This is a genomic window from Paraburkholderia solisilvae (genome assembly GCF_902859875.1).
Taxonomy (GTDB): domain Bacteria; phylum Pseudomonadota; class Gammaproteobacteria; order Burkholderiales; family Burkholderiaceae; genus Paraburkholderia; species Paraburkholderia solisilvae.
Map to the genome: position 1 here is coordinate 171,682 of NZ_CADIKF010000001.1, position 23,347 is coordinate 195,028.

Here is a 23,347-nt window from a genome sequence, read left to right on the forward strand (position 1 = left end):
GCGTGCGCGTATCCGTTTGTCTTCAGATGTATTCGCGCCTGTTCACGCCTGTTCGTCTACCGCGACGCGTTTTCGCGAATGAATTCGAGGTGCGTGCCTAACGCGCTGCGCGCCGCAGCGGGGTCGTGCTTGCGGATCGCTTCGTAGATCGTGCGGTGTTGCTGCACCAGATAGAACAGGTCCGCGTTGCGTTTCTTGAAGGTCGCGTAGGTCTCTTCGATCGACTTCTGCACGAGGTTGTGGATGCCGTGCATCACATGCACGAGCACGAGATTGTGCGTCGCATCCGCAATCCGCAGATGGAATGCCGCATCGAGCTGCGGCAGCGTGGTGCCGCCATCGGCGATGTCGTACGGATGATCCTTGCTGAACGCCGCTTCCAGTTCGGCGAGCGCTTCCTTGATGTTCTGGATGTCGGTCTTGGTGGCGCGCACCGCCGCGAGTTCGACGGCGACCGCTTCGAGCCCTTCGCGCATTTCGAGAATATCGCCGGCCGCCTTGCGATGGCGCGCCATCAAATGCGCGAGCGGGTCCGCGATCAGCGGCGCGGTGGAATTCGCGACGACATAGCCGCCACCTGACTTCGCCTGAATCAGCTTGCTGCCCTCCAGACGCAAGAGCGCTTCGCGCAGCGACGGCCGCGAGACATTGAGCTTCTGTGCCAGATCGCGCTCGGACGGCAGCGATTCGCCCGCCCGCAGCGTTCCGTCGACGATCAACTGCTCGAGCTGGTCGCAGACCGCGTCGGAGAGCCGAAAGCGTGGTGGCGGAACGATTGGCGAGTAGGACATCGGCAAGGTGCTCCCTCGGTGCATGCGGTTTATGTGCCGGCGCGGCAGCGGGCCTTCGGGCCCCGGGGCCCATGAAGGCAGCGTACGCCGGCGACGATTGATCGACCGCGCGCGCGGAAACAGCGAAAGCGCGGTCATTTTTCACGGGGAACTGTAGCCAGTAACCGGAATCCGGTCAATTGCGGCCGACACGTGTGAGGAAAGGGCGCAGAGGAAAGCGCGGAGTGGCTGCCGCGCAAGCCGGGCGGTCGGGGCAGTCGTGCGCCGGGCCGATGGACCCGGCCGCCGATGAACCGGTTCGAACGCTCTGTGAACGAATCAGTGAACGGTCTGTACGGACGCAGCCGATGGTTGCGGCGCCGGCAGATCTGCCGATCCGTCGGCCAGCGCCGCGTAGCGGCGGCCGGATTGCGCAATATCGTGCTGCGCGAGCGATTCGACGTCCTGTTCGAATTGCGCAAGCGCGGGCGTCAGCCGCTGACGCAGAAAGTCCACGAGCGTACGCGTTTTCGCATCCAGATAGCGGCGCGACACATAAAGCGCATAGATGTTGAACGGCCGCAGCCGCTGTTGCGGCAGCACGCGCACGAGCGCGCCGCTGCGCAAATCGTCGAGTACGTTATACGCGCACATCATGCCGATGCCGGCGCCGGACAACAGCGCGACGCGCAATGCGTCCGGCGAACTCGTCTGGAACGGCGAATATTTGACGGTGACGAGTGTCGAGCCGCCGGCGCCTTCGAGGTGCCATTCGTCAGCCGGTGCGATCGGGCTCGACAGACGCAGCAACGTATGCTGCGCGAGGTCTGCGGCGCTGGCGGGCATGCCGTGCGTGTCGAGGTATTCAGGCGACGCGACCAGCAACCCGTGACTGGTGCCGAGCGTTTGCGCGATATAAGCCGAGTCGGACAATTGCCACGAGCTGACGAGCGCCATGTCGTAGCCGTCTTCAACGAGGTTCGGCATGCGCTGTTCGATGTCGAGATCGATCGACACGTCTGGATGCGCGGCCTGATAGGCGAGCAGCGCCGCCGTGACCGCACCGCGTGCGAGCTCCGGCGATGCATGCACGCGAATGCGCCCTTGCGCATGCGACATCGCATTGCGGGCTTCGACGTTCGCGTTGTCCAGCTCCGCGAGAATCAGTTTGGCGCGTTCGAAGTATTTCGCGCCTGCCTCGGTTACCGACAGATGGCGCGTGGTGCGATGAAGCAACAGCGTCTGCAGCTCATCTTCGAGCAGCGAAACCGCACGCGATACCTGCGCGGTGGTCACGCCGGTTTCTTTTGCGACGGCCGTAAACGTGCCCGCTTCGACGACACGCACGAATGTGCGCATGCTGTGAATCATGTCAACCATCGCAGACTCCACCCGTGACCTGCTTTTGCCACGTCGAACGCATGCTGACATAGTTGGACACTATTGTCAAGAATGGGGCGAACACAGACCATGGATGACGGCGATTACTGCAATGTGTGTAAAGAGTCCTTGCCGGTATTTACCCTTAAACGGCGGGTGCGCGATGACTACACTCAGTCCAACGACGAAATGCGAAGGCGCATTGATCGTCGAGCAAACTCTATGAGAGGAAATCATCATGAACATGCGACAAGTTTTGACGGCATCCGTGGTTGCTTCCGCGCTGGCTGTACCGGCTGTGACGTTTGCCCAGCAACATTCGGCGCTCACGCGTGCGCAAGTGCGCGCGGAACTGGCGCAACTGCGTGCTGTGGGTTATCACGGCGATAGCGAAACTTCATACCCGGTTCAGATTCAGGCTGCTGAGGCGCGGGTAGCGGCGCGGCAGGGCCAAACGGCAGCGGCCAGCTCGTATGGGCCGGGCGTGGGGGGATCGACGGCGGCCGGTGCGGGGGCCAGCAGCGGCGCGAAGTAAGCCAGGGTTTCGCCCATTTGCCGTAGTGGAGGAGACACATGAACACGCGCAATTCCGTCCGGATTGTCGAGCACTTCTGGCAGCGGTTGTGGCAGGCTCGCCATCCGGATGCGATCGACCAGCTGGTCGCCGAAGATTTTTCGATCACGACCGGCGGTGTGACGATCGGCTCGCGCGATGCATTAATGGCGTGGGTCTCGGCCTTTCTCGAGAGTATCGACGACTTCGAGTTTCACGTGATCGAGATGTTTCAGAGCGCGTCCGGCGACCGTGTGATCACGCGCTGGCGAGTGACCGGCAAGAACCGCGGTTTGATTGGTTTCGAGCCGGACGGCGCGCCGATCGATATGACCGGCACCGCGGTGTTTCAGGTGCGGGAAGACGGGTTGCTGCAGCACAACTGGATGGAGCGCAGCGCGCTGGAGGTGGAGCGGAATATGGAGAAGTTCAGCGTAGTCGCTGTGTGATCCGGGCCGGCTGGCCGGTGGGTCGACGAGACACGCGGACGCGCGCGTCCCCGCTCACAATGGCGCATCCATCAGCGAAGACGCCTTCAACTGACGTATCCGCTGATCGACAAAATACCCGCCGCCTTCAACGTAGCGCAAATAGCATCGACCGCACACCGTGCATTCGACCACGGTGCAGCGGTTATACGGAAAATAGCGCGGTGCGATCGGCGCATCGGCCGACCAGTAGCGCGTGCCGTGCGGATGATATTCAGCAAACGTCGCGTCGTCGGGCGAGTGCTCGGCCAGCGTGCCGGCGTCGCGCAATTGCGCTTCGGGCATCGACAGCGGCAGCGTTTGCCAGCCGTCGGTGGGCGTCGCGTGGCATGCGCAGTCGACGGATACGGCTTCGGAGCGCGTCGCGAGTTCGGTCAGCGCGGCGAAATCGAGCAGGGTAGGTGCGGTCATCGGAGGGTAAAGGGCTTGCGTGCGAGCAGTGCAACAGCGCGGCGAAGCGTAGCAGGCTAACTTGCCGCGCGCCGCGTCGAACAGCCGCAAGCTTCGCATATTCCAGCATCGTTTGCGCGCTGCCCGCGAGGCGCGACGCATTCGTGCGCCGCCTGATCCCGTCGTCCAACGCGGGCGGCGGCACACTGCGCAAGGGCGCGCACGAAAATCGTTTCGCGCACGGCGCTCCTCGCGTTACTGCAACGCGCTTGATTCCGGCAGCGCCTTGCGTTCCCTCACCACCTTGCGCTCAGGCAGCAGGAATGCGATCAGCGCCGCCAGGAACGCGGCCACCGCGAGCGCGATCAGCGCCGCGCCGAAGTGCCCGGTGAAGTCCTTGATGATGCCGACCAGCCACGGTCCGAGCAGCCCGCCGAATTGCCCGATCGTGTTGATCAGCGCAATGCCGATCGCAGCGGCCGCGCCGGTCAGGAATTCGCCGGTGAGCGTCCAGAATACCGCGAGGCAGCCCCAGATGCCGGCTGCCGCCACGCACAGCAGCACGAGCCCGATCAGCGGTTGCGACACGAACGCGCAGGCGAGCAGCGCGAGACCGCCGATCGTCATGCAGATCGCGATATGCATGCGCCGTTCGCCGACGCGGTCCGAATGGCGCGCGACGAGGTACATCGACACGGCCGCGCAGCAGAACGGCAGCGCGCTCACAAAGCCGACCTGCAGGTCCGACAGCGAGCCCATGTTCTTTACGATTTGCGGCAGCCACAACAGCACGCCGTAGAACGCGGTGAGGAAGCAGACGAACAGCGCCGACAGGCTCCATACGCGCGGCATCACGGCAATCTTGATGAACGGCAGGCTCGCGGTCTTCGTGAGCTTCGAGGCCTCGGCTTCCAGTTCGCCGATGAGCCACGCGCGTTGATCGTCGCGCAGCCACGTCGCGCGTTGCGGACGGTCGGTCAGCCAGAACAGCACGAAAAAGCCGAGAACGACCGCGGGCGCGGCTTCGAGCAGCAGCATCCAGCGCCAGCCGGAGTAGCCGTGCACGCCGTCGAGCGCATGCATCAGGATGCCGGAGAGCGGCGAGCCGATCGCCGATGCGACCGCGGTGGCCATGATCACGCCGGCGTTCGCGCGCGACCGGTAGCGCACCGGAAACCAGAACGCGAGATACGCGACGACGCCCGGAATGAACCCCGCTTCGGCCACGCCGAGCAGAAAGCGCAGCACGTAGAACGAAGTTTGCGAATGCACGAATGCCAGCCCGGCAGAGACGAGCCCCCATGTGATCATGATTCGCGAAATCCACATCCGTGCGCCGAATTTATGCAGCGCGATATTGCTTGGCACTTCGAACAGCGCATAGCCGATAAAGAAGATGCCGGCGCCAAGGCCGAACACCGACGCGCTAAAGCCGAGTTCATGGTTCATGCGCAACGCGGCGAAGCCGACATTCACGCGGTCCATGTAGTTGATGATGAGCAGCACGAACAGCAGGGGCACGAGGCGCCGGTAGACGCGGCTGATCGTCGATGCTTCGAGAGTGTGGTCCAACGTCGTCTCCTATATATGCAGCGAGTTGACCGGAGCGGAGCTTGAGCCGCGACGCCGGTTCGATGCTGTGTATACGCGGCCTCTCTGCGGGCCGCGCGATTCCGGGTTTGTAGCGCAATCAGGCAATGCGTGCAGCGAGCGGTGCGCAAGCGAGGCCATCGCGACGCACAACCTGCGCCGTGACGGGCCGCTTATGTCCCTTTAACGCGCCGCCGCGCCGCTCACCGCTTGCGGATTGAGCACGTTGATCGGCGTTCCCGCGCGCCATGCGAGCAACTGGTCGATCGCAATGCCGAAGTAGTGCTCGTACGTGTCCTTCTCGACATAGCCGATATGCGGCGTCGCGAGCACGTTGTCGAGCGCCAGCAGCGGATGGTCCGCACGGTAAATCGGCTCGTGATCATAGACGTCCACGGCGGCGAAGCCCGGCCGGCGTGCGCTGAGGGCCGTTTCTAGCGCGCCCGGCGCGATCACTTCGCTGCGGCTCGTGTTCACGAAGAGCGCAGTGGGTTTCATCGCCGACAGGTCCTGCAGCGTGATCGAGCCGCGCGTGGCCGGCAGCAGCCGCAGATGGCAGCACACCACATCGGCCTGCGCGAAAAACTTCTGACGGTCGCTTTCGCTTTCAACGCCGTCGGCAAGCGCCGCCGCGCGCGAGCTTTCATGGTCGTCGAGTGCGACCACGCGCATGCCGAATGCGCGACCGTAGCCGCCGACCACGCTGCCGATCTTGCCGTATCCGGCGATGCCGAGCGTGCGGCCCTTGAGCCCGATGCCGAGATGTCCCTGCCATAGGCCCGCTTTCAGCCGGTTCGCTTCGACATGCACCTTGCGCATCGAGGCCATCACGAGCGCCCAGGTCAACTCGGCGGCGGCGGTCGTGGCCGACCCTTCCGCGGACACCGGTATGCCGCGCGCGGTGCAGGCGGCCAGATCCACGTGATTCGCCGCGCGGCCGGTCTGGCTGATGAACCTGAGCTTCGGCAGGCGCGCGAGCAGTTCGGCCGTGACCGGCGTGCGTTCGCGAATCAGCAGCAATGCGTCGGCATCGGCAAAGCGCGACGTCAGCGCATCGACCGATTGCAGCGTGTCGTGATGAATCTCGACGTCGAACTGGCCTGCGAGCTTCGCATAGCAATCGAGCGTGCGCACGCAGTCCTGGTAGTCGTCGGAAATAATGACTTTCATGATCGGGTTGGGTCTCCTGTCGGCCGGCTCAGATCTTCGACCACGGCGCCGACATCACCAGCTGGTTTTCCTGGCGCTCGATAAAGCCTTGCGCGGTCATCTTCTTGTATTCGGTCCAGTCGGGGTCCGCTTCCATCGCCGCGCGGCGGCGCTGGCGGTCTTCGAAGCTTTCATAGCCCCACAGGTGCACGACCTGGTTCAAGGTGCCCACTTCGGAGATGAAGTAGCCGAGCGGGTCGCCCACGTGCCGGCGCTGCACCGGCAAGCCGTACTTCTCGTACAGGCCCAGATAGGCCTTCAATTGGCCCGGTACGATCGTGTAGCGGCGCAAATCCACCAACATCCGTGTCTCCTTTCATCAATCATGCGGCGAGTCTAGTGGTGCCCGAAGGGGTAATACAATCGATTAAAATCGCTTGATTCACGAGCAGAATCGATGAATGACAAAAACCTCAATTTTCCTTCCAAACGCCTTTCGATCCGGCATATCCGTGCATTCGTCGCGGTCGCGCTGCATCGAAGCCTGACGCGCGCGGCGGAATCGCTGTTCGTCACGCAATCGGCGCTGAGCCTCACGATCCAGCATCTCGAGGACGATCTCGGCGTCACGCTGTTCGACCGCTCGACGCGGCGTCTCGATCTGACGCAGGCCGGCCACGAATTTTTGCCGTCCGCTGAAAGGCTATTGCAGGATTTCGATTCGTCGATCCGCACGATGCGCGCGCTCGGCAAGCGCGAGCGCGGCAAAGTCGGCGTGGCGGCGGTGCCGTCGGTGATGGCGTTGCTGTTGCCGGAGGCGGTCGCGGTTTATATCGATGCGTACCCGAACATCGACGTCTATCTGCGCGAAGACAATTCGGAAGCGGTGCAGCAGCGCATTATCAGCGGCGATGTCGACTTCGGCATTTGCAGCCCGTGGGAGCACGACCCCGAGCTCGTATTCGAGCCGCTGTTCGAGGACAGTTTCGGCGTCGTATTCGCGTCTCACCATGCGCTCGCGCGAAGCGACGGCGAGCTGTCGTGGCAGGACGTGGCGGGCTACCGGATCATCGGCTTCAGTTCCGACCTCGGCATGCAGCACCAGTTGAGCCGCACCGCGGGCCTGAGCGTCGAAGTGCGCGAGCCGCGTTATCGCGTGTCGAATACGTCGACGATCGAAACGCTCGTCGCGCGCGGCGTCGGCGTGTCGATCATGTCCGCGCTCGCGGCGCAGCGCGCGCCGCTCGACCGGTTGCGGCTGCGCCTGCTGTCGCGGCCGGTGGTGACGCGTACGGTCGGGGTGCTGCGCCGCCAGGGCAAATCGCTATCGCCGGCCGCGCAGGCGATGCTCGAGTACGTGCGCGCCGCGGTGCCGCAGCTCGCGCGTTTTCCGGGCGTGCGCGTGGATGCGTCGCTCGCGAATGACGCGCCGCGCGGGTCGGCCTGAGCAAGATGCAGCGGCACGATGCGCCGGCCGGCATGGATGACCGGGCAACGCACGCGATGGTCCGCACTGCAGCAGCAGATTATCGAGCGTACCGAAACGCCGCGGCAACGCGACGAACGCATGACGCGTCGACGCGGGAAATGCGTGAAAAACCGCGCACGGATCGCGCGTTCACCGGAATGACGTTCACGTCAGTCCGCGATCTTCGTCGCGGCGAGTCCCATCGCCATCGCGCGATAGCGGTCGTTGCGCTTCTCCCATGCGTGCTGTGCTTCGCCTGCCTGACGCGCGCGACGTGCGGCGAGCGCCTTGTCGCACGAGCGTTGTGCAAGCCATGTATCGATCCGGTGGAACGCGATTGCGATCAGGGTCGATACGGCGCCGGCCATGACTCCGAGTCCAATGAACAATGAAAGAGAAGGGGTAAAGCTCATTTTCCACTCCTGAATGCGACGTCGATGCGTCCGAATCATCGGTCCGGCGCAGCACGGCGCCGACCCCGGATACTGACTAGCGTAGTGCCGCTCAATGAGGGCAGAGTGAGGGGACGCGATGCCCAATGCAGGAACCCGAAAGGTGCAATCCGGCAAAACTCGCGCGTTTTGCGGAACGCGCGCGCGATCCGGTCATGACAATGAGTTGCCCGTTGTGAATTCGCACGGGCTATTTCATCCAGTCACGACGGAGATGAGGGAATGTCCAAACCGGAACGATTCGACACGCTGATTCTCGGCAGCGGTCAGGGTGGCAAGCTGCTCGCGTGGCATCTCGGCCGCACGGGGCAGCGTGTGGCGGTGGTCGAGCGTCAATGGGTCGGCGGTGCGTGCCCCGCGGTCGCATGCCTGCCGAGCAAGAACGAAATATGGAGCGCGCGGGTGGCGCATCTCGCGCATCATGCGGCGGACTTCGGCACGATCACGGGCGCGGTGAGAACGGACCTCGCGAAGGTTCGGCAGCGCAAGCGCGACATGGTCGCGCGGGAAGTCGCCGCGCATCTGCACGCGTATCGATCGAGCGGCGCGGAGCTGATCATGGGCACCGGCCGGTTCGTCGCGCCGAAGACGATCGACGTCGCGCTCAATGATGGCGGCACGCGCACGCTCAGCGGCGGCCGGGTGGTGATCAACGTCGGCTCGCATGCGGCGATACCGGACATCGCCGGACTCGCGCACGCGCAGCCGCTTACGCATATCGAAGCACTCGAACTGGATGCGGCGCCGGACCATCTGATCGTGCTCGGCGGCGGTTATATCGGCGTCGAAATGGCGCAGGCGTTGCGGCGTTTCGGCAGCCGCGTGAGCATCGTCGATCACAACCCGCACCTGATGCATCGCGAAGATCCGGACATGGCCGAAGCCGTGCAGAGCGTGCTGCGCGGCGAAGGCATCGACTTGCTGCTCGGCGCGCAAACCTCGAAGGTGGCGGGGCGGTCCGGCAAAGAGGTGCGCGTGACGGTGCGCATCGACGGCAAGGAGCAGACGGTTGACGGCAGTCATCTGCTGGTCGCAACCGGCCGCATTCCGAATACCGCGGGCATCGGTCTCGAGCATACCGGCGTCGAACTGGACGAGCGCGGCTACGTGCGCGTCAACGAGCGGTTGCAAACGGGCGCGCCGGACATCTGGGCGATCGGCGAATGCGCGGGCAGCCCTCACTTCACGCACGTGTCGGTCGACGACTTCCGGATTGTGCGCGACAACATGACGGGCGGCGAGCGCAGCACGCAGGACCGGCTCGTGCCGTACTGCATGTTCACCGATCCGCCGCTCGCACACGTGGGCCTGAACGAACGGGAAGCGCGGCGCCTGCAGATTCCGGTGCGGGTCGCGAAGCTGCCGATGAACAACGTGCTGCGCGGCGAAGCGACCGACGAGACGCTCGGCTTCATGAAAGTGCTGGTCAACGCGAACGACGACCGGATCGTCGGCTTCACGATGCTTGGCGCCGAGTCGGGCGAGGTGATGACGGCCATGCAGACGGCGATGCTCGCGCAACTGCCGTATCCGAAGCTGCGCGACGCGGTGATCACGCATCTGACCTACGCGGAAGGGCTCGGGGCGCTGCTCGGCAACGTGCCGGCGCGCGCCTGACCCGTCACAGGGTGACGGCGCTGCCGACCGGAATGCGGCCGGCAGCCGTCGCGCCAGTTGTACCCAACTTTGTTCATCAGCGCTTCATCCAGCGCAGGCAAGCTCCGCGTGCAATTAACCGGCCGGACCCGATTCGATACAATACGCCGGCCAATCACGAGGAGAATCAGATGAAATTTGCATCGTTTGCATTGACCGCCGCCATTTTCGCCACCGCTGCCGGCAGCGCGTGCGCTGCGCCGGCGACCGAGAAGCTGCCGTCGGGCGTGGTCGTCGAACATGTGTCGCCGGGCACCGGCGCGCAGCCGACCGCGGCCGACGTCGTGCGCGTCAATTACCGCGGCACGCTGAAGGACGGCACCGAGTTCGACAGTTCCGCCAAACATGGCGGTCCGGCGGAATTCCCGCTCGGCCGCGTGATTCCGTGCTGGACGCAGGGCGTCGCGACGATGAAAGTCGGCGAGAAGGCGAAGCTCACGTGCCCGGCCGCGACCGCGTATGGTCCGCGCGCCGTCGGTATGATTCCGGCGAACAGCGACCTGGTGTTCGAAGTCGAACTGCTCGGCATCGTCAAATAAGCGGCGGTTTTCCGTTCCGCTTTTCTCACGCTTCTCTTTTTTTCCCGCTCCCTATCCGTCGTCCCGTACCCCAGCCGCATGCGCGCCGTGCAACGCGACGCGCATGCGGCTGATCCGGCGCGGGACGGCCGCCTGCGTTGCCTGTCGAGCCACCCGGCGTGCGCCGGGGCATGCGGCAAAAAAGGCCCATTGCGTGATACTGTGAGCGGTCGCGCGCCGGCGCGGCAGCCTGCCGCCCAGCCGGCCTGAGAGCCGCGGCCGGCGTCATCCTCACGACTTCGCATGGAGGCGCCTTGGACCATCCTTTGATCATCGGCTATGTGATCTGCGTGGCCGACCTCGCGGTATGGCGTTTCCGTCTGCCGCAACAGGAAGTACCGCGTCTGGTTGCACGCCTCGTGCTGTTCGCGGCGCTCAGCTACGTGCTGTTCAGTTCCGGGCTGAGTCCGTTTTCGCAAGCGCCCGACTACGGGTCGATGCCGCAGCACGTGGCCGGCCAGGTGCTCGAAATCATCTGGTGGCTGTTCGGCGCGCGCTTGCTCGGTCAGGCGCTGGACACGCTGCTGCTGCCGCGCGCGTGGCGCCGTCAGCGGCTCTTTCAGGACGTCTTCGGCGCGCTGGTGTTTCTCGCCGCGGTGGTCGCGTCGCTCGGTTTCGTGCTCGAACTGCCGATCCGCGGTCTGGTCGCGACTTCCGGCGCCCTCGCCATCGTGCTCGGCCTCGCGATTCAAAGCACGCTGAGCGATGTGTTCGCGGGCATCGTGCTCAATACGACCGAGCCGTATCAGATCGGCGACTGGGTGTCAGTGGACGACGTCGAAGGCCGGGTCGTCGAGATGAACTGGCGCGCAACGCACTTGCTGACGTCGCAGGGCAATGTCGTGATCGTGCCGAACGCGGTGGCCGCCAAGACGAAAATCACCAATAACAGCCGCCCGGGCGCGCTGCACGGCGTGAAGGTCAGCCTCGAAATCTCGCCGCAGGAACGCCCGGCGACCGTGATCGGCGCGCTCGAGCGCGCCGTGGCAAGCGTCACCGCGCTGATGGCGGACCCCGCGCCGTATGTGAGCGCGAAGCACAGCACGGTGAATTCGGTGCTGTACGAGGTGATCGGCTATGTCGATGACATGGGCAAGAAGACGTCGGTCACCAACGAGCTGTTCGATCTGTGCTACCGGCATCTGGCGGCCGCGGGCGTCGAACTGCGGCCGCTCAGCGTGCCGGCCGCGCCGTCGATGGTCGACGATCCGCGCGAGGCGTTGCTGCGGCGCGTCGACCTGTTCTCGACGCTGACCCGCGAAGAACTGCGCGATCTCGCGCCGCTGCTGCAGCGCAAGGAATACGAAGAAGGCGACGTGCTGGTGACGAAGGAGACGGTGCCCGAGCATCTGACGATCATCGAGTCCGGCATTCTGAGCGTGACCATGGACGAGGCGGGCGGAACCATCGAAGTGTCGCGGCTCGGTCCCGGCGATACAATGGGCGAGCAGGGTTTGCTCGCGGGGCTGCCGGTGCGCGTGAAGGTCACCGCGTCGAGCCGGGTGATCGTCTACCGGTTGAAGAAGGATGATCTGACGCCGCTGCTCAAGCGCAACCCCGAAGTCGCGAAGCAGATGTGCGAGTTGCTGTCGCGGCGGCAAGACACGCTGAGCCGGATTTCATCGTCGGCGGCGCCGGCCGAGCATACCGAGCAGGGTGTGTTCCAGTGGCTGCTCGACGGCATGCGCAAGCTGCACGATCTCACGTTTTAAGCGCGATGTTGGCTTGGCCGCTGCTGGCTTGCGTTAGCCGCTGCCGGATTCTAACGGTTTCATTCGATTCGCTATCCGAACTGTTCTGACGCAATACGCGCATTGGCCGTGAATGATATACGAGAGGAATAAGCACGGTTTTACGCGTGTTCTCGACAAGTGACCGGAGCCGGGGGCAATCTATCTGAGACTTGCTTGGCGCCCTGTCCGATTGGTTGAAGACAGAACTCGCGCTATGGCAGATCAGGGATCGAATTGCATACATCTTTCCTACACACTTCGCACACTTCGCACACTTGCGCAGCGCTCGCGTCGCGGCGCGCGCCGGCATATACGCAGGTGCGCGTCGGTGCTGCTAATGATCGCCGGGGCTGCGCTGCTTGCCGCCTGCGGCAGTTACACGTTCGCGTCAGGACCGGCTAGCACATACACGAGCAATGCGCTGCTGGAAAGCCGGCCCGCGTCACGGCCGCTCGTCGGCGTGGCAATTTCAGGCGGCGGCAACCGATCGGCGTTGTTTGCGGCCTATGTGCTCGAGCTGTTTGGCAGTCTGCCTGTCGCCGCGCCGGCGGGCACTCCTACGCCGGGTCGACCGATCAGTTTCCTCGACACGATCGACCATATATCGAGCGTATCGAGCGGCAGCTTTGCCGCATCGTACTTCAGCATGCACGGCATCGGCGGCTACAGCGCGATGCTAACCGGACAAACGGTGCCTGTGCGGTATGCGCAGTTCTTTTCGGAATTCAAGCGGCGGATGAATTTCAACTGGAAGCTCGCGCTATTCAAAAACAAGCTTCTTACGTTCAGCTCAAATGCGCATGGCTGGACCGAAGCGATCGACAGGCAGTTGTTGCAGGGCGCCACATTCGCGGACCTCGACAAACGTGAGGCTTCCGGTGCAAGCCCGTTTCTGATTCTGAATGCAACGCACTACGATACCGGCCGCCGCTTCGTGATGACGACGATTCCCAACCGCGCGTTCTGCCTGAACACCGAGCAATTGGCGCTCAACGTCATCTATACGCCCGCGGCAGAGGAGCAACGCGTCGACAATGCACAGGAGGCGAAGCTGGACCGGTGCGACCTTCATGACGCGTTGACCCCTGAGGGTTTCGACAACTTCTGGAACCCCGACGAGCAGTCGGTTCAGAGCGCCCAGGTGCCGCTGTCGCACGCGGTCGCGGCGTCGGGGGCGTTTCCGTTGATCATAGGGCCGATTGCCTACAGGCTGACTGGCAATCATGAACTATTGCACCTGGTCGACGGAGGCGTGACTGACAACAGCGGTGTCGAATCGATTCAGCAGCTGTTCCTGCGCGATTTGCTGAAGAACCGGTCGCATCGCGACCTGATCGTGTCGCTTGACGCGTCGTTGCCGTTCAACGGATACGGCACGACCATCTCTGGCGATCAATCGCCGCTTTCCACGTTTATCGATGACCCCACGCGCCTGTCCGATATTCAGGAGGAGCGTGCGTCGACGTACCGTCGGGACTTGTGGAATGTCACCACCTACGCGGCGCAGACGTTAAAGCGTGCGGACGGCGCGGTCACGCGGCTTGACGTCATCAGTCTGAAGCCAGATGATCTGAACGTCGGCTTGCAAATCAATACGCCCGATTGCCATGTGCATTACGACAGCGCGCAAGCGATGTATGCCGCGGCGCGCGATATCCCGACCGCCTATCACCTCGCCGGTTGCGATCTGCAACTCGTCCGGATTGCCGCCTGCTGGAGCGTGCATCAACACGCACGGCAAATCCAGCAATTCTTCGATCCTGCGCCTGCGGACCGCCGCCGCGGCGACAGCCCGGTAGCCGACCCGACCGGCATGCTCACTTCGCGCATACGACAAATGTGCCCGGAACTCGTCGCCGCGCACGCGCTCTGAGGACGTTCAGCAGATCGCGCAACGCGCGTCAACACGTATTGGACAATGAGCATTCGCCTCGCCGAACCGCTCCGAGGCAAGCCCTGTTTCGGAAGCTGCCGATCCGGCGAGCGAAAGCATTCATCATTTCGTGAAACGGAATAGAAAGTTTCGGAAAATGTTGGGTGAAGCGATATGGCCATTGCTCTCGTCGAACGGTCAATGCAATGATCACGGCATGGGCGATCGACATTTGCCATGGAATATATTTGAAGTTCCGCTGTTATATGCGTGGACCCGATTCTTTGGCGACATACCTGTGACCCACTGGCATAGTATTATTTTTCCCGCTCTGGTGCTGGCAACATGGACATGTATCTGGCTATGGGGAATTAGCCTGGCTGAATTCCTGTTTTTGACGATTATCGGAATCCCTGCGAGGAGAAGCGCCAGTTGGACCCGAACTCGTGTAACGGTGTTTGGCGCGCGCAGCGATGGGACATGGATTGCTGCCGATCGATCGGGATTGCTGCACGCCCCGATAATTTTCTATGTTTTTTCATTGGCGCTCGTCACAACGCACCGCGGCAATGGATTTGATTATTTTATCGCGTGGTGCTACGCGCTGTTACGCATCGCCTGTAGCTTAAGTGAAGTCCTTCCGGTCGGGGCTGCAAAAAAACAGATTCTGTTTTTTTCTTCAATTGCGGCTTTGAATATTCTATCGGTTCATGTAATTTTGGAAATGGCGACCGGTTAAATGATGTTAGTCATTTGAATGATCGATGATGACTTTCACGACAATTTTTTTGATCAGGAAACAATCCTCCTTCTTAAATCCGACTCATGCGCTGCGACCGCGATGAGCATGATAGCGCCAGGGAGGGATGCCATTACCTCACCGCAGAGGAGACCTTGGGGGGCAAGGCGGCCTTTCAATGATCAACGGATTCAGGGCAAGTCGCATCGCGGCTATCTGCGTCATTCGAAGCCTGTTGAAAAGGGTTTGCAAGTCACGCGGAAATTGGTGCCCCAATGGAATTTTTACTCCAGGGCGGTGTCTTCACATCACAGGCGCGAGCTCGTCAAACACGGTCGGGAATTTCGTTTGACCTGTCATTGGAAAGAAAGACGAACGTCAGGTGGCGTTATACGGACAAGCGAGCGAAGACGGCATGCCAATCAGCGAACTGTACAGCGAGCGCTGGTTGGCGAGCGTCCACATCTGGCGCTCTCCATTTTTTGGCTTGAAAGTGTCAGGGGCGCCCGGCGGTGCTCGCGACCTTGGGCTTTCATCGTGGATGAGCCGACATTTTTCAGGAAACTCCGCACATGCATAGAGAGACTGGCCATGGTTTGCCGTGGCGTATCGAAGATATCGACCTTACCCGTATCGACCGCGAACGCGCCACCGCCGCCGAGGACCTGTTGCTGGTGCTATGTGCGGCTTCCTTTATGGAGACCGGTACCGAACTATACGCAAGCGACCTGAGCACCTTCTTCGACGGCGATCCGGAAGTGCTCGCGTGGCTCAACAACGAATGGAAGCCTGAGGAACTGCAGCATGGCCGGGCGCTGAAAGCGTACATCGAGCACGTGTGGCCCGATTTCGACTGGGACACGGCATTTCGACGCTTCTTCGACGAGTATTCGACGTATTGCAATACCGAAGCGTTTGAGAAAACGCGTGGGCTCGAGATGGTCGCGCGCTGTGTGATCGAGACCGGCACGGCATCGCTCTACCGTGCGATTGGCAAATGCGCAAACGAACCCGTGCTGAAGCAGATTGCCGACAACATCAGTTCGGACGAGGTGCGGCATTACAAGCATTTTTTGTCGTACTTCAAGAAGTACAACAGGATCGAACGCAACGGACGGCTTGCCGTGCTCATGGCGCTGCTGCGCCGTGTGATCGAGATCAAGAGCGAAGACCTGAAGATTGCGCTGCGGCATGTGTTTGCGATGCGCTATCCGGAGCGGACCGGCGACTCGGCCTACAACAGGAAGCTCGCCGAGCAGATCAACAGGCGCCTGCGCCGGAATGTGTCAGCCGAGATGTGCGTGAAGATGGTGCTAAAGCCGCTTGACCTGCCTGCGAAGGTCCAGCCAGGCGTGCAATATCCGCTCGAAAAGCTCTTGAAGTATGTATTTCTTCGTGAGTATGGTTGATCGATGCGGCTGAATGATGCGCTAATCCCCGATAGCGCGGCGCGATTGGCAGCGATCCTGTTGCTCGAACGCTCGCCGTCGGGGACCGCGCTTCCAACGCTGCGCGTCCTGAAGTCGGCCCCGACTGCGCGGTTCTATTGTCGTGTGCCGAACAGTCTTGCTCGTTCATAACGTCGCGTCCCGCCATCACGCGACGTGCAATGCGCGCTTTAAACGCGGCGTTACAGATCGAGTATCAGCCGGCCGTCGCCGCCGGCTTCCGGACTCGCCGGCACCGCGCAGCAGATCAGCGCTTCGTCTGCGCGGACCGGATAGTCCGGCGGGTTCGCATAGGCGACTGCGCCGTCGACTATCCGCGTGCGGCAGCTTCCGCATTGGCCTGCGCGGCAGCTGAATTCCGGTGACAGCCCGCGCGCTTCGGCCAACTCCAGCAGCGAGCCGCTCGACGGGTTCCAGCGCGCTTCCTTGCCCGACTTCGCGAACACCACCGGCGTCGGCTTGCTCGCTGGCGCGCGTGGCGCGACGGCTGGTGTCGCGTCTGCGGTGGCATCCGCAGTGGCATCGGTCATGGCCGTGTCCATGCGCGCGCGCTGTGCGTCGCGCGTGCGGACGAGTCCTGAAGGCCCGAACGCTTCCGCATGAATCCGCGCGTCGGCGATATTCAGCTTGCGCAAGCCGTCATACAGCGATTGCATGAACCCCGCGGGTCCGCATAGATAAAAATCGTAGTCGTTGAACGGCAGCGTGTCGCGCAGCAGCGCGACGTCGAGCCGCCCCGCGTGATCGAAGTCCTTGCCCTCGCGGGCGCCTTGCGGGTCCGAAAGCGTGCGCACCACCTGTATCGCACCGCCGGAGAGACTCGCGAGATAGTCGATCTCGTCGCTCAACGCGCGTTCGCGCAACGTGCGCGCCGACTGGAACAGCCACGTCGGACGCATGCGCCGCTTGCGCAGCCCTTCATAGACGATATGCCGCAGCATCGCGATCATCGGCGTGATGCCGACGCCCGCGGCAAGCAGCACCGCCGGCCGCGCTTCATGCGCATCGATCGTGAAGCTGCCCGCGGGCGCGCGCGCTTCGATCACGCTGCCCACTCGCAATGAGTCGTGCAGATACTGCGAGACGGCTCCGTCGCGTTTGACGCTGATCCGGTAAGCGCCATCCGCGGGTCCCGACGAAATCGTGTAGGTTCTGATTACGCTCTTCACGCTCGTCGTGGCAGCCGAGGCGTTCGCCGCCGTGTCCGGCAGCGCGACGCGAATCGGCAGATGCTGACCCGCGGCATGCGGAATCAGGCCGGCGCCATCGAGCGGCTGCAGATGAAACGACCGGATCGTCGTGCTTTCGTCGACGATCTGCGCGACCCGGAACGGCCGCCATGCGTGCGCGAGCGCAGCCGCCTTCACACGGCTCTCCGCTTCCTGCCAGTTGCCGGTCATCAGCGAATTCAGCGACCAGCCTTCCTGATTGAATATCCAGCGTAGCGGCAGCGCGCCCGCGCGATATACGACGCGGCGCGGCTTGACGCGCCACACACGCTCGGCGCCCTGAAACGCGGCAATTTCCGGCGAATCGAGATCGACCGTTGCATCGCCGGTGATCTGCAGCAGGTCGCCGGTCGCGAAGTCGACGAATGCGAGCCCCGCGTGCCCGTTCATGAGGATGTTGCCGAGCGTCGCGAAGAACAGGTTGCCCGCGAAGTCGGGAATGGTCAGCGTGCCGTCCGCGCCGACGCGCACGAAGCCCGTGTTGCCGCCGCGATGCGACACGTCGACTTCGCGGCGCACACCGGCAGTCACTTCGGCGCCGTCGCCGCCAGCATTGCCGCTAACACTGGCACTGCCGCGGTCCGCATACGACGCGACGAAAAACGTATCGGCGCCCGCAATGATCTCGCGCGCGCGCCCGGACAGCTCACTGCTGACAATCGGCTGCGCATCCGCATGTACGGCCGGGTCGCGCGAGAAGGTGAAATTGCGGATCTGAATGTACTGCGGGCAATTGCCGAAGCTTTGCCCGACATCGACCGCGAATCCGCCCGCGCTGCGCTCGCGCACGACGCCGTTCATCCGGTTGCGCCGGCGCGTATGCAGTTCGATGCCGAGCAGGCCGACGGCCGCGCCGTCATGCACGCCGGCCGCGGCCGGGTCACGCGGGTCCGGCGATGCGCCGACGTTCAGGCGGTGCGCGTCCGGCGCCTGCATGAAGCCCGGCTTGCCGGCGATGACGGTGGCCCACACGTCGCCATCGCGGTCGACTGAGCCGAGCGCAACAAACGGCAGCTGTGCGAAAAACGCGCGATGCTGGTCCGGCATATGGTCGCGCAACACGCGCCGCCCGAGGTCCTTCATCTGGTCGGCGACACCGACCTTGCGCTGCAGCGCGAGTTCGCCCGCGTGCCACGGCGAAGCGGCGTCATCGAACAGGTCAGGTCGGGTCATGTCCACGATTGCACTCCTTTCGAACCGGTGCGGCACTCGCTGATCCGGCACGCGGCGCTTGCGCATTGCCGGCCGCTCGCTTCGCGCGTGCTCCGCTGGTTCACTTACTGGTTGACTGCGAGTCCGGCCGCGGTCTTTGTGAAGTCGACGAAGCCCGGCAAGGCTTCGATGCGGCGCAGCCACGCGAGCACCTGCGGGTAGCCGGACAGGTCGACGTTGCCTTCGGGCGCGCTCGAGATGTAGCTATAGAGCGCCACGTCGGCAATCGTCGGCGTCGCGCCGGTGATATGGTCGCGACCGTTCAAGGCCGCGTCGATCAGCCCGAGAATGCGGTGCGCACGGGCAATCACTTCGGCCGTGTTGAACTGGCGGCCGAACACGGTCACGAGGCGTGCGGCGCACGGTCCGTATGCGATCTCGCCGGCGGCTACCGACAGCCAGCGCTGCACCGCCGCTTCGCCGGTTGCGGTCTGCGGCAGCCACCCGGTCTTGTCGAACTTGCGCGCCACGTACACCAGAATCGCGTTCGAATCGGCAATCACCGTGTCGCCGTCGACCAGCACCGGAACCTGTCCGAACGGGTTCAGCTTCAGGAACTCGGGCGACTTGTGTTCGGCCGTCGCCAGATTCACCTCGACCAGTTCGTGCGGAATGCCGAGCAGCGACAGACCCAGGTGGGCGCGGTGCGAATGGCCGGACAACGGGTGGTAATACAGTTTCATGGTGCGAGTCTCTTGTCAGTTGAAAGCCCGGACCCAGCCGGGTGGTACTGATCGAAGTGTAGGAGCGCACAGCGCGGTTCTGAAGACGCGGCGGGCCCAAAGCATTTTTCTCGTTGCGAGAACAATGGACGGCGCGACACGCGGCGCCGCCGGTTCTGAGCCGCACGAGCATCCGGATGAGCCGTTCGGGCATGCCGCGGCGCCGCGCGCGCGGCTACACTCGTAGCGCGCCTTCGTGCTTGATAAAACGGATATGCCGATCGATGAATCGCGGGTTTGTTTCAGTGCCCACGGGACCGCGGGTGCTTGCCGCCGGCGCGATCGTGGCGCGCGTGCTGCGCAAAAACAGGGGCGCGCGGTGAGCGGCCCTGGCGCGGATGCGAGGCTACGGCTGCGCGATACGGGTTGTCGCGTGCTTCGTTTTATCGTTGTCGCACTGGTGGTTTTCTTTACCGGTTGGATGGAGCCTGTCATGACTGCACAAGCCGAAACACCGAATGCCGTTCCCGCATCGTTCGTCACCGTGCAGAGTCGGTACGACTTTGCGACGACTGTCACGCGTCTGCGCGACACGCTGGCCGCGCGCGGCCTGACGCTGTTTGCCGATATCGACCAGAGTGAAGCCGCCGCGACCGTCGGCATGCCGTTGCGGCCGACGCGGCTGTTCCTGTTCGGCAACCCGAAGTCGGGCACGCCGGTCATGGCCGCGTATCCGCATGCGGCGCTGGAATTGCCGCTGCGCGCGGTGGTGTGGGAAGAGGCCGGCCGGCACGTGCATATCGACTATCAGGATGTGACGAAGACGCTCGCGGCATATGGCGTCGATGCGCCGCTGCTCGCGCCGTTGCAGCCGGTGCCGGGCTTGCTGCGCGCGGTGGCGGGGCAGTAGCGGCGCATTGGCGCCGCACGTGCGTTACATGGCCGTGCGTGGCAACCGGCTCAGTTGTTGCTCGACATCGCGCAGCACGCCGACCTTCGCATACTGCTCATTTCTCACTTGCCGCAGCGTATTTTGAGCCTGGGCGACGTCGGCATGAACCTGTGCTACTTGCGCCATCGCGTTCCGGTCGTCGCTGCCGTGCGCCCGTAGCGCATTCAACTGGCCGTCGAAAAAACGCGCGACTGAGTCAAATCGTTCAACGAGCATAAGCGCGTCGCGTTCAGCGTGGGTCAGCGACACCAGTTCGCGGTTCAATTCATCGCGGCGCCGCTCCAGATCCTGCCGCATCATCATCACGTGAGAATCGTTCGGGCTGCCGCCGGGCAAACCGACGCCTGCATCGGGCTGCCAGTTGCCCGATCGATCCTGCCGGATCGGAATGCCCGGTTTGGCCGGGTCCTGCAACTGCACCGCGCGCCATGTGCCGTTGGTTGGATCGTTGCGCACCGCGTAGTAGCGGTTGTCGAGCGCCACGTACGGCTGCCCTGATGCATCGATGACGATGCCCGCGTGGCGCGGGTCCGCGCGCAGGTCGCCTTGCGGCTGGCCGATGTACGCATCGGGCAGCGGCGGCGTCGAGCCAGTTTGATGCGCGCCGGACGCGCCTCGTCCACGTATCTGAGATCTGCTTCCCGCTGTCGTTCCTTGTTGCGGGCTTACCGGTTTCCCAGCATTGAAGCGATCCGCGCTCGATGGACGCGTTTCGGGCGGTGGAACCTGCGGCTCGACCGGGTGCGGTGATTGGGTTTCGATATGAACGCGACCGCCGGTCGCATGAATTGGGGGCATCGGGCAATCTCCGTGAAAATTGAACGCGCGATTCGTGCGCAGCATGCCGTCGCATGCTGCGTCATTCATCGAATCACGTAACGTTGATTAAGTCAGAGATTGGCGCCGCGATGTAATGCGATAAGCCATACGGCGGCCGCGACGCCGACGCAGGCATCTGGCGCGGCATACGTGGGCCGCTTCGCCGCGCGCGTGGCGCGTGCTTACGGCGAGCGCGGTGGCAGCAACGCCAGGTTCTGCTCGATGTCGCGGACCATGTTGCGTATGGCATAGAGTGCGTCAAGTACCCCGCGCAGCGATCGTTCCGCGTGCAACAAGCGCTGTTCTATCTGATGCAGTTCTCTTTCCTGCTCTGCCGCGTCCTCTGCGCGGTCCTGTATTTCGCGCAAGCGATCTTCGGCGCGTTGCCGTTCGCCGTCGGTCATATCGATCAGCAAAAGTGCGGCGCGCTCCTGCGTGGTGAGCATTTGCACATAGTCCAGATACCAGTTACGTGAACTCTCGAGGGACCGTCGCTCTGCTTCGATACGAGGATCGTTCGGACTGCCGCCCGGCAAGCCGGTGTCGTTGTGTGGTTTCCAGTTGCCGGTGCGATCGCGCACGAGCGGGATACCGGGTTTTGCCGGATCCTGCAATTGAACGGCGCGCCACGTTTCGTTCGCGGGATCGTTGCGTACCGCGTAGTAGTGCCTGCCGATCGATACGTAACGCTGGCCCGATGCATCGATGACGAGACCCGCGTGCCGCGGGTCCGATCGCAGGTCGCCGCTCGGTGTACCGATATAGGCGCCGGAGATACCACCCGGCGTACCGGCGATGCCTCGTGTGGCGATCTGCGCGCGCCGTCCCGCTGAACGAGGCCCGTCCGGCGGGCGGCCGGACGACATCGCGCTGCCGCCGCGCGGCTCGGGTTCGCGTTGCGCGGGTGTCTGGCAGCTGCGCGCGCGGCTGTCGGCGGCAGCGTGCGGCGCAGCGGGTTGTGTTTCGAGGGAGCCCGATTGGCAAGGCTCGGGATGAATCCGGTCGGCTGCGACGGGGAGGGCGATCATGACGGAACTCTCCATGAAAAGCGCGACGCGCGATCCGCATGCAGGCGCCAGCTTCGTGCGATGGATCCGGGCGAAACGCGCGACGACGAGTGGGACAGGGGTTTGCGCTGCGATGTCGCGCGATCGGCAAGCACGATGGCTGCGCAACAGCAATCGCGCGGCGGTGCGCGCCGTTACTCGAAATCGTCCAGTTGATGCCGAAGCTGATCGAGGCGCTGTCTGGCATACACGATCGACTCGACGATTTGCCTGAGCTCCGCATTGGACGTTGCGATGCGTGACTGGAGTGCGTCGATATGCATCTCCGACTCGTCGATCAGGTGCAGGAGACCTGTCAATGCGCTTCTTGCGTGTTGTACGCGACCTTCGGCCTGTTCCAGTGCGGTCCGGAAAGAGGGGTCAGCGTCGCCGCGCGCGACTTGCCTCGCGAAATAGTCGGCCATGCCTTGCGACAGATCGAGGTGGTCGCGCACGCTTTGCAAATCGGCGAGCGTTTCCTGCTGAAAAGCTTCGTGCCGATGCAATACGTCGCGCGACGCCTCGACCTCCTGCCGCAGGTCAACGTGCCGTTCAATCAGATCGTCCAGCGAGGCTCGCGTCGCTTGCAGATCCTGATCGATTTGCGCGCGTGTCGGGACAGGCCGTCCGCCCGGCGCACCCACGTCGGCGTGCACTTGCCAGGCGCCGGCCGGATCGCGCCGGACCGGAATGCCTGGCTTGGCCGGATCCTGCAACTGCACCGCACGCCACGTTCCGTTTGCCGGGTCGTTTCGTATTGCGTAGTAGTGGCCGCCGAGCGGCACATAGGGCTGGCCTGATTCATCGAGAACCACGCCCGCGTGACGCGGATCGGAGCGCAAGTCGCCCTTCGGTGTGCCGATATAGGCGTCGGGCAGCGGTCCGCGCAGATTGACCGCGGTGCCGGTCGCAAGACGCGTTTGCCGTGCGGGCGCGCTGAATCCGGCGCCGCGCAGTCGCTGCGGCAGCGGGCGCCCGGTGCTCTGCCGTGTATTGCGATCCTGCGGCGGCGACTGGCGCTGAAACGGCGGGACACCGGTTTCCGGCGCGCCGGTTATATCGGGAGTGACATGCGCGTCTTCGTGCAAGGCGGGGAGTCGGATCATCGCGGAACGCTCCGGGCAATGGGCCATGCAGCAATGCAACGGCGGCCCATGCGA

The 23,347-nt window shown here is 63.5% G+C and carries 22 protein-coding genes; 10 read left to right on the forward strand and 12 right to left on the reverse strand.

The features are described from left to right. Window positions 1-56 precede the first annotated feature (56 nt). Window positions 57-791 (reverse strand): FadR/GntR family transcriptional regulator, encoded by a 735-nt coding sequence (locus HV675_RS00815; RefSeq protein ID WP_175108832.1) that lies wholly within the window; start codon window positions 789-791, stop codon window positions 57-59. Between the two features lie 318 nt (window positions 792-1,109). Continuing rightward, on the reverse strand, window positions 1,110-2,150 hold the full coding sequence (locus tag HV675_RS00820; RefSeq protein WP_246270033.1) for a LysR family transcriptional regulator: 1,041 nt from the start codon (window positions 2,148-2,150) through the stop codon (window positions 1,110-1,112). Window positions 2,151-2,388: 238 nt separating this feature from the next. Here HV675_RS00820 and HV675_RS00825 point away from each other — a divergent pair, with 238 nt between their 5' ends. After that, window positions 2,389-2,685 carry a DUF4148 domain-containing protein gene (locus tag HV675_RS00825; RefSeq protein WP_246270034.1) on the forward strand — a complete coding sequence of 99 codons (297 nt, stop codon included), beginning with the start codon at window positions 2,389-2,391 and terminating at the stop codon, window positions 2,683-2,685. Between the two features lie 38 nt (window positions 2,686-2,723). Continuing rightward, complete coding sequence (locus HV675_RS00830; protein ID WP_175108833.1) at window positions 2,724-3,152, forward strand: ester cyclase; 429 nt, start codon at window positions 2,724-2,726, stop codon at window positions 3,150-3,152. A 54-nt stretch (window positions 3,153-3,206) separates the two neighbouring features. On the opposite strand, the gene HV675_RS00835 is transcribed toward HV675_RS00830, so the two are convergent. The 4 genes from HV675_RS00835 to HV675_RS00850 form a co-directional block, all read right to left on the reverse strand. Then, on the reverse strand, window positions 3,207-3,602 hold the full coding sequence (locus HV675_RS00835; RefSeq protein WP_175108834.1) for a hypothetical protein: 396 nt from the start codon (window positions 3,600-3,602) through the stop codon (window positions 3,207-3,209). A 234-nt stretch (window positions 3,603-3,836) separates the two neighbouring features. Beyond that, window positions 3,837-5,153 carry an MFS transporter gene (locus tag HV675_RS00840; protein ID WP_175108835.1) on the reverse strand — a complete coding sequence of 439 codons (1,317 nt, stop codon included), beginning with the start codon at window positions 5,151-5,153 and terminating at the stop codon, window positions 3,837-3,839. A gap of 201 nt (window positions 5,154-5,354) precedes the next feature. Continuing rightward, window positions 5,355-6,341 (reverse strand): D-2-hydroxyacid dehydrogenase family protein, encoded by a 987-nt coding sequence (locus HV675_RS00845; protein ID WP_175108836.1) that lies wholly within the window; start codon window positions 6,339-6,341, stop codon window positions 5,355-5,357. Between the two features lie 28 nt (window positions 6,342-6,369). Beyond that, the gene (locus HV675_RS00850; RefSeq protein WP_175108837.1) at window positions 6,370-6,684 is read right to left on the reverse strand and encodes an NIPSNAP family protein; all 315 of its coding nucleotides are present in this window, start codon (window positions 6,682-6,684) and stop codon (window positions 6,370-6,372) included. 93 nt (window positions 6,685-6,777) lie between these two features. Here HV675_RS00850 and HV675_RS00855 point away from each other — a divergent pair, with 93 nt between their 5' ends. Beyond that, window positions 6,778-7,767, forward strand: coding sequence for a LysR family transcriptional regulator (locus tag HV675_RS00855; protein ID WP_175108838.1), 990 nt, complete (start codon window positions 6,778-6,780; stop codon window positions 7,765-7,767). 191 nt (window positions 7,768-7,958) lie between these two features. Here the strand turns inward: HV675_RS00855 and HV675_RS00860 are convergent, their stop codons facing one another. Continuing rightward, on the reverse strand, window positions 7,959-8,201 hold the full coding sequence (locus HV675_RS00860; protein WP_175108839.1) for a hypothetical protein: 243 nt from the start codon (window positions 8,199-8,201) through the stop codon (window positions 7,959-7,961). A 261-nt stretch (window positions 8,202-8,462) separates the two neighbouring features. On the opposite strand from HV675_RS00860, the gene HV675_RS00865 reads away from it, so the two are divergent. The 6 genes from HV675_RS00865 (at window position 8,463) to HV675_RS00890 (ending at window position 16,228) form a co-directional block, all read left to right on the forward strand. Next, the gene (locus HV675_RS00865; protein ID WP_175108840.1) at window positions 8,463-9,857 is read left to right on the forward strand and encodes an FAD-dependent oxidoreductase; all 1,395 of its coding nucleotides are present in this window, start codon (window positions 8,463-8,465) and stop codon (window positions 9,855-9,857) included. Window positions 9,858-10,027: 170 nt separating this feature from the next. Further along, on the forward strand, window positions 10,028-10,435 hold the full coding sequence (locus HV675_RS00870) for an FKBP-type peptidyl-prolyl cis-trans isomerase (protein WP_175108841.1): 408 nt from the start codon (window positions 10,028-10,030) through the stop codon (window positions 10,433-10,435). A gap of 293 nt (window positions 10,436-10,728) precedes the next feature. Then, window positions 10,729-12,186, forward strand: a complete 1,458-nt coding sequence (locus HV675_RS00875) for a mechanosensitive ion channel family protein (protein ID WP_175108842.1) — start codon at window positions 10,729-10,731, stop codon at window positions 12,184-12,186. Between the two features lie 358 nt (window positions 12,187-12,544). Then, window positions 12,545-14,080, forward strand: a complete 1,536-nt coding sequence (locus HV675_RS00880) for a patatin-like phospholipase family protein (RefSeq protein ID WP_175108843.1) — start codon at window positions 12,545-12,547, stop codon at window positions 14,078-14,080. Between the two features lie 217 nt (window positions 14,081-14,297). Next, a complete protein-coding gene (locus HV675_RS00885; protein ID WP_175108844.1) occupies window positions 14,298-14,819 on the forward strand; it encodes a hypothetical protein in 522 nt (173 codons plus the stop codon). 572 nt (window positions 14,820-15,391) lie between these two features. Next, window positions 15,392-16,228, forward strand: a complete 837-nt coding sequence (locus tag HV675_RS00890) for a ferritin-like domain-containing protein (RefSeq protein WP_175108845.1) — start codon at window positions 15,392-15,394, stop codon at window positions 16,226-16,228. Window positions 16,229-16,449: 221 nt separating this feature from the next. Here HV675_RS00890 and HV675_RS00895 read toward each other — a convergent pair whose 3' ends face one another. Together HV675_RS00895 and HV675_RS00900 are read right to left on the reverse strand one after the other, a co-directional pair. Next, a complete protein-coding gene (locus HV675_RS00895; protein WP_175108968.1) occupies window positions 16,450-18,669 on the reverse strand; it encodes a 2Fe-2S iron-sulfur cluster-binding protein in 2,220 nt (739 codons plus the stop codon). A 104-nt stretch (window positions 18,670-18,773) separates the two neighbouring features. Continuing rightward, window positions 18,774-19,391, reverse strand: a complete 618-nt coding sequence (locus HV675_RS00900; protein ID WP_175108846.1) for a glutathione S-transferase family protein — start codon at window positions 19,389-19,391, stop codon at window positions 18,774-18,776. 472 nt (window positions 19,392-19,863) lie between these two features. On the opposite strand from HV675_RS00900, the gene HV675_RS00905 reads away from it, so the two are divergent. Then, complete coding sequence (locus tag HV675_RS00905; RefSeq protein WP_175108847.1) at window positions 19,864-20,280, forward strand: DUF302 domain-containing protein; 417 nt, start codon at window positions 19,864-19,866, stop codon at window positions 20,278-20,280. Between the two features lie 24 nt (window positions 20,281-20,304). Here the strand turns inward: HV675_RS00905 and HV675_RS00910 are convergent, their stop codons facing one another. The 3 genes from HV675_RS00910 to HV675_RS00920 form a co-directional block, all read right to left on the reverse strand. After that, window positions 20,305-21,120, reverse strand: coding sequence for a hypothetical protein (locus tag HV675_RS00910; protein WP_175108848.1), 816 nt, complete (start codon window positions 21,118-21,120; stop codon window positions 20,305-20,307). Between the two features lie 203 nt (window positions 21,121-21,323). Then, entirely contained in the window at window positions 21,324-22,169 is an 846-nt protein-coding gene (locus HV675_RS00915; protein ID WP_175108849.1) for a hypothetical protein, read from the reverse strand. Between the two features lie 173 nt (window positions 22,170-22,342). Beyond that, window positions 22,343-23,293, reverse strand: a complete 951-nt coding sequence (locus HV675_RS00920; protein WP_175108850.1) for a hypothetical protein — start codon at window positions 23,291-23,293, stop codon at window positions 22,343-22,345. Window positions 23,294-23,347 lie beyond the last annotated feature (54 nt).

Bases quoted from the DNA above. Each gene is read 5' to 3' on its own strand.
- HV675_RS00815 (WP_175108832.1), bottom strand. From the start codon at position 791: ATGTCCTACTCGCCAATCGTTCCGCCACCACGCTTTCGGCTCTCCGAC.
- HV675_RS00820 (WP_246270033.1), bottom strand. From the start codon at position 2,150: ATGGTTGACATGATTCACAGCATGCGCACATTCGTGCGTGTCGTCGAA.
- HV675_RS00825 (WP_246270034.1), top strand. From the start codon at position 2,389: ATGAACATGCGACAAGTTTTGACGGCATCCGTGGTTGCTTCCGCGCTG.
- HV675_RS00830 (WP_175108833.1), top strand. From the start codon at position 2,724: ATGAACACGCGCAATTCCGTCCGGATTGTCGAGCACTTCTGGCAGCGG.
- HV675_RS00835 (WP_175108834.1), bottom strand. From the start codon at position 3,602: ATGACCGCACCTACCCTGCTCGATTTCGCCGCGCTGACCGAACTCGCG.
- HV675_RS00845 (WP_175108836.1), bottom strand. From the start codon at position 6,341: ATGAAAGTCATTATTTCCGACGACTACCAGGACTGCGTGCGCACGCTC.
- HV675_RS00850 (WP_175108837.1), bottom strand. From the start codon at position 6,684: ATGTTGGTGGATTTGCGCCGCTACACGATCGTACCGGGCCAATTGAAG.
- HV675_RS00855 (WP_175108838.1), top strand. From the start codon at position 6,778: ATGAATGACAAAAACCTCAATTTTCCTTCCAAACGCCTTTCGATCCGG.
- HV675_RS00860 (WP_175108839.1), bottom strand. From the start codon at position 8,201: ATGAGCTTTACCCCTTCTCTTTCATTGTTCATTGGACTCGGAGTCATG.
- HV675_RS00865 (WP_175108840.1), top strand. From the start codon at position 8,463: ATGTCCAAACCGGAACGATTCGACACGCTGATTCTCGGCAGCGGTCAG.
- HV675_RS00870 (WP_175108841.1), top strand. From the start codon at position 10,028: ATGAAATTTGCATCGTTTGCATTGACCGCCGCCATTTTCGCCACCGCT.
- HV675_RS00880 (WP_175108843.1), top strand. From the start codon at position 12,545: ATGATCGCCGGGGCTGCGCTGCTTGCCGCCTGCGGCAGTTACACGTTC.
- HV675_RS00885 (WP_175108844.1), top strand. From the start codon at position 14,298: ATGGGCGATCGACATTTGCCATGGAATATATTTGAAGTTCCGCTGTTA.
- HV675_RS00890 (WP_175108845.1), top strand. From the start codon at position 15,392: ATGCATAGAGAGACTGGCCATGGTTTGCCGTGGCGTATCGAAGATATC.
- HV675_RS00895 (WP_175108968.1), bottom strand. From the start codon at position 18,669: ATGACCCGACCTGACCTGTTCGATGACGCCGCTTCGCCGTGGCACGCG.
- HV675_RS00900 (WP_175108846.1), bottom strand. From the start codon at position 19,391: ATGAAACTGTATTACCACCCGTTGTCCGGCCATTCGCACCGCGCCCAC.
- HV675_RS00905 (WP_175108847.1), top strand. From the start codon at position 19,864: ATGACTGCACAAGCCGAAACACCGAATGCCGTTCCCGCATCGTTCGTC.
- HV675_RS00910 (WP_175108848.1), bottom strand. From the start codon at position 21,120: ATGCCCCCAATTCATGCGACCGGCGGTCGCGTTCATATCGAAACCCAA.
- HV675_RS00915 (WP_175108849.1), bottom strand. From the start codon at position 22,169: ATGATCGCCCTCCCCGTCGCAGCCGACCGGATTCATCCCGAGCCTTGC.
- HV675_RS00920 (WP_175108850.1), bottom strand. From the start codon at position 23,293: ATGATCCGACTCCCCGCCTTGCACGAAGACGCGCATGTCACTCCCGAT.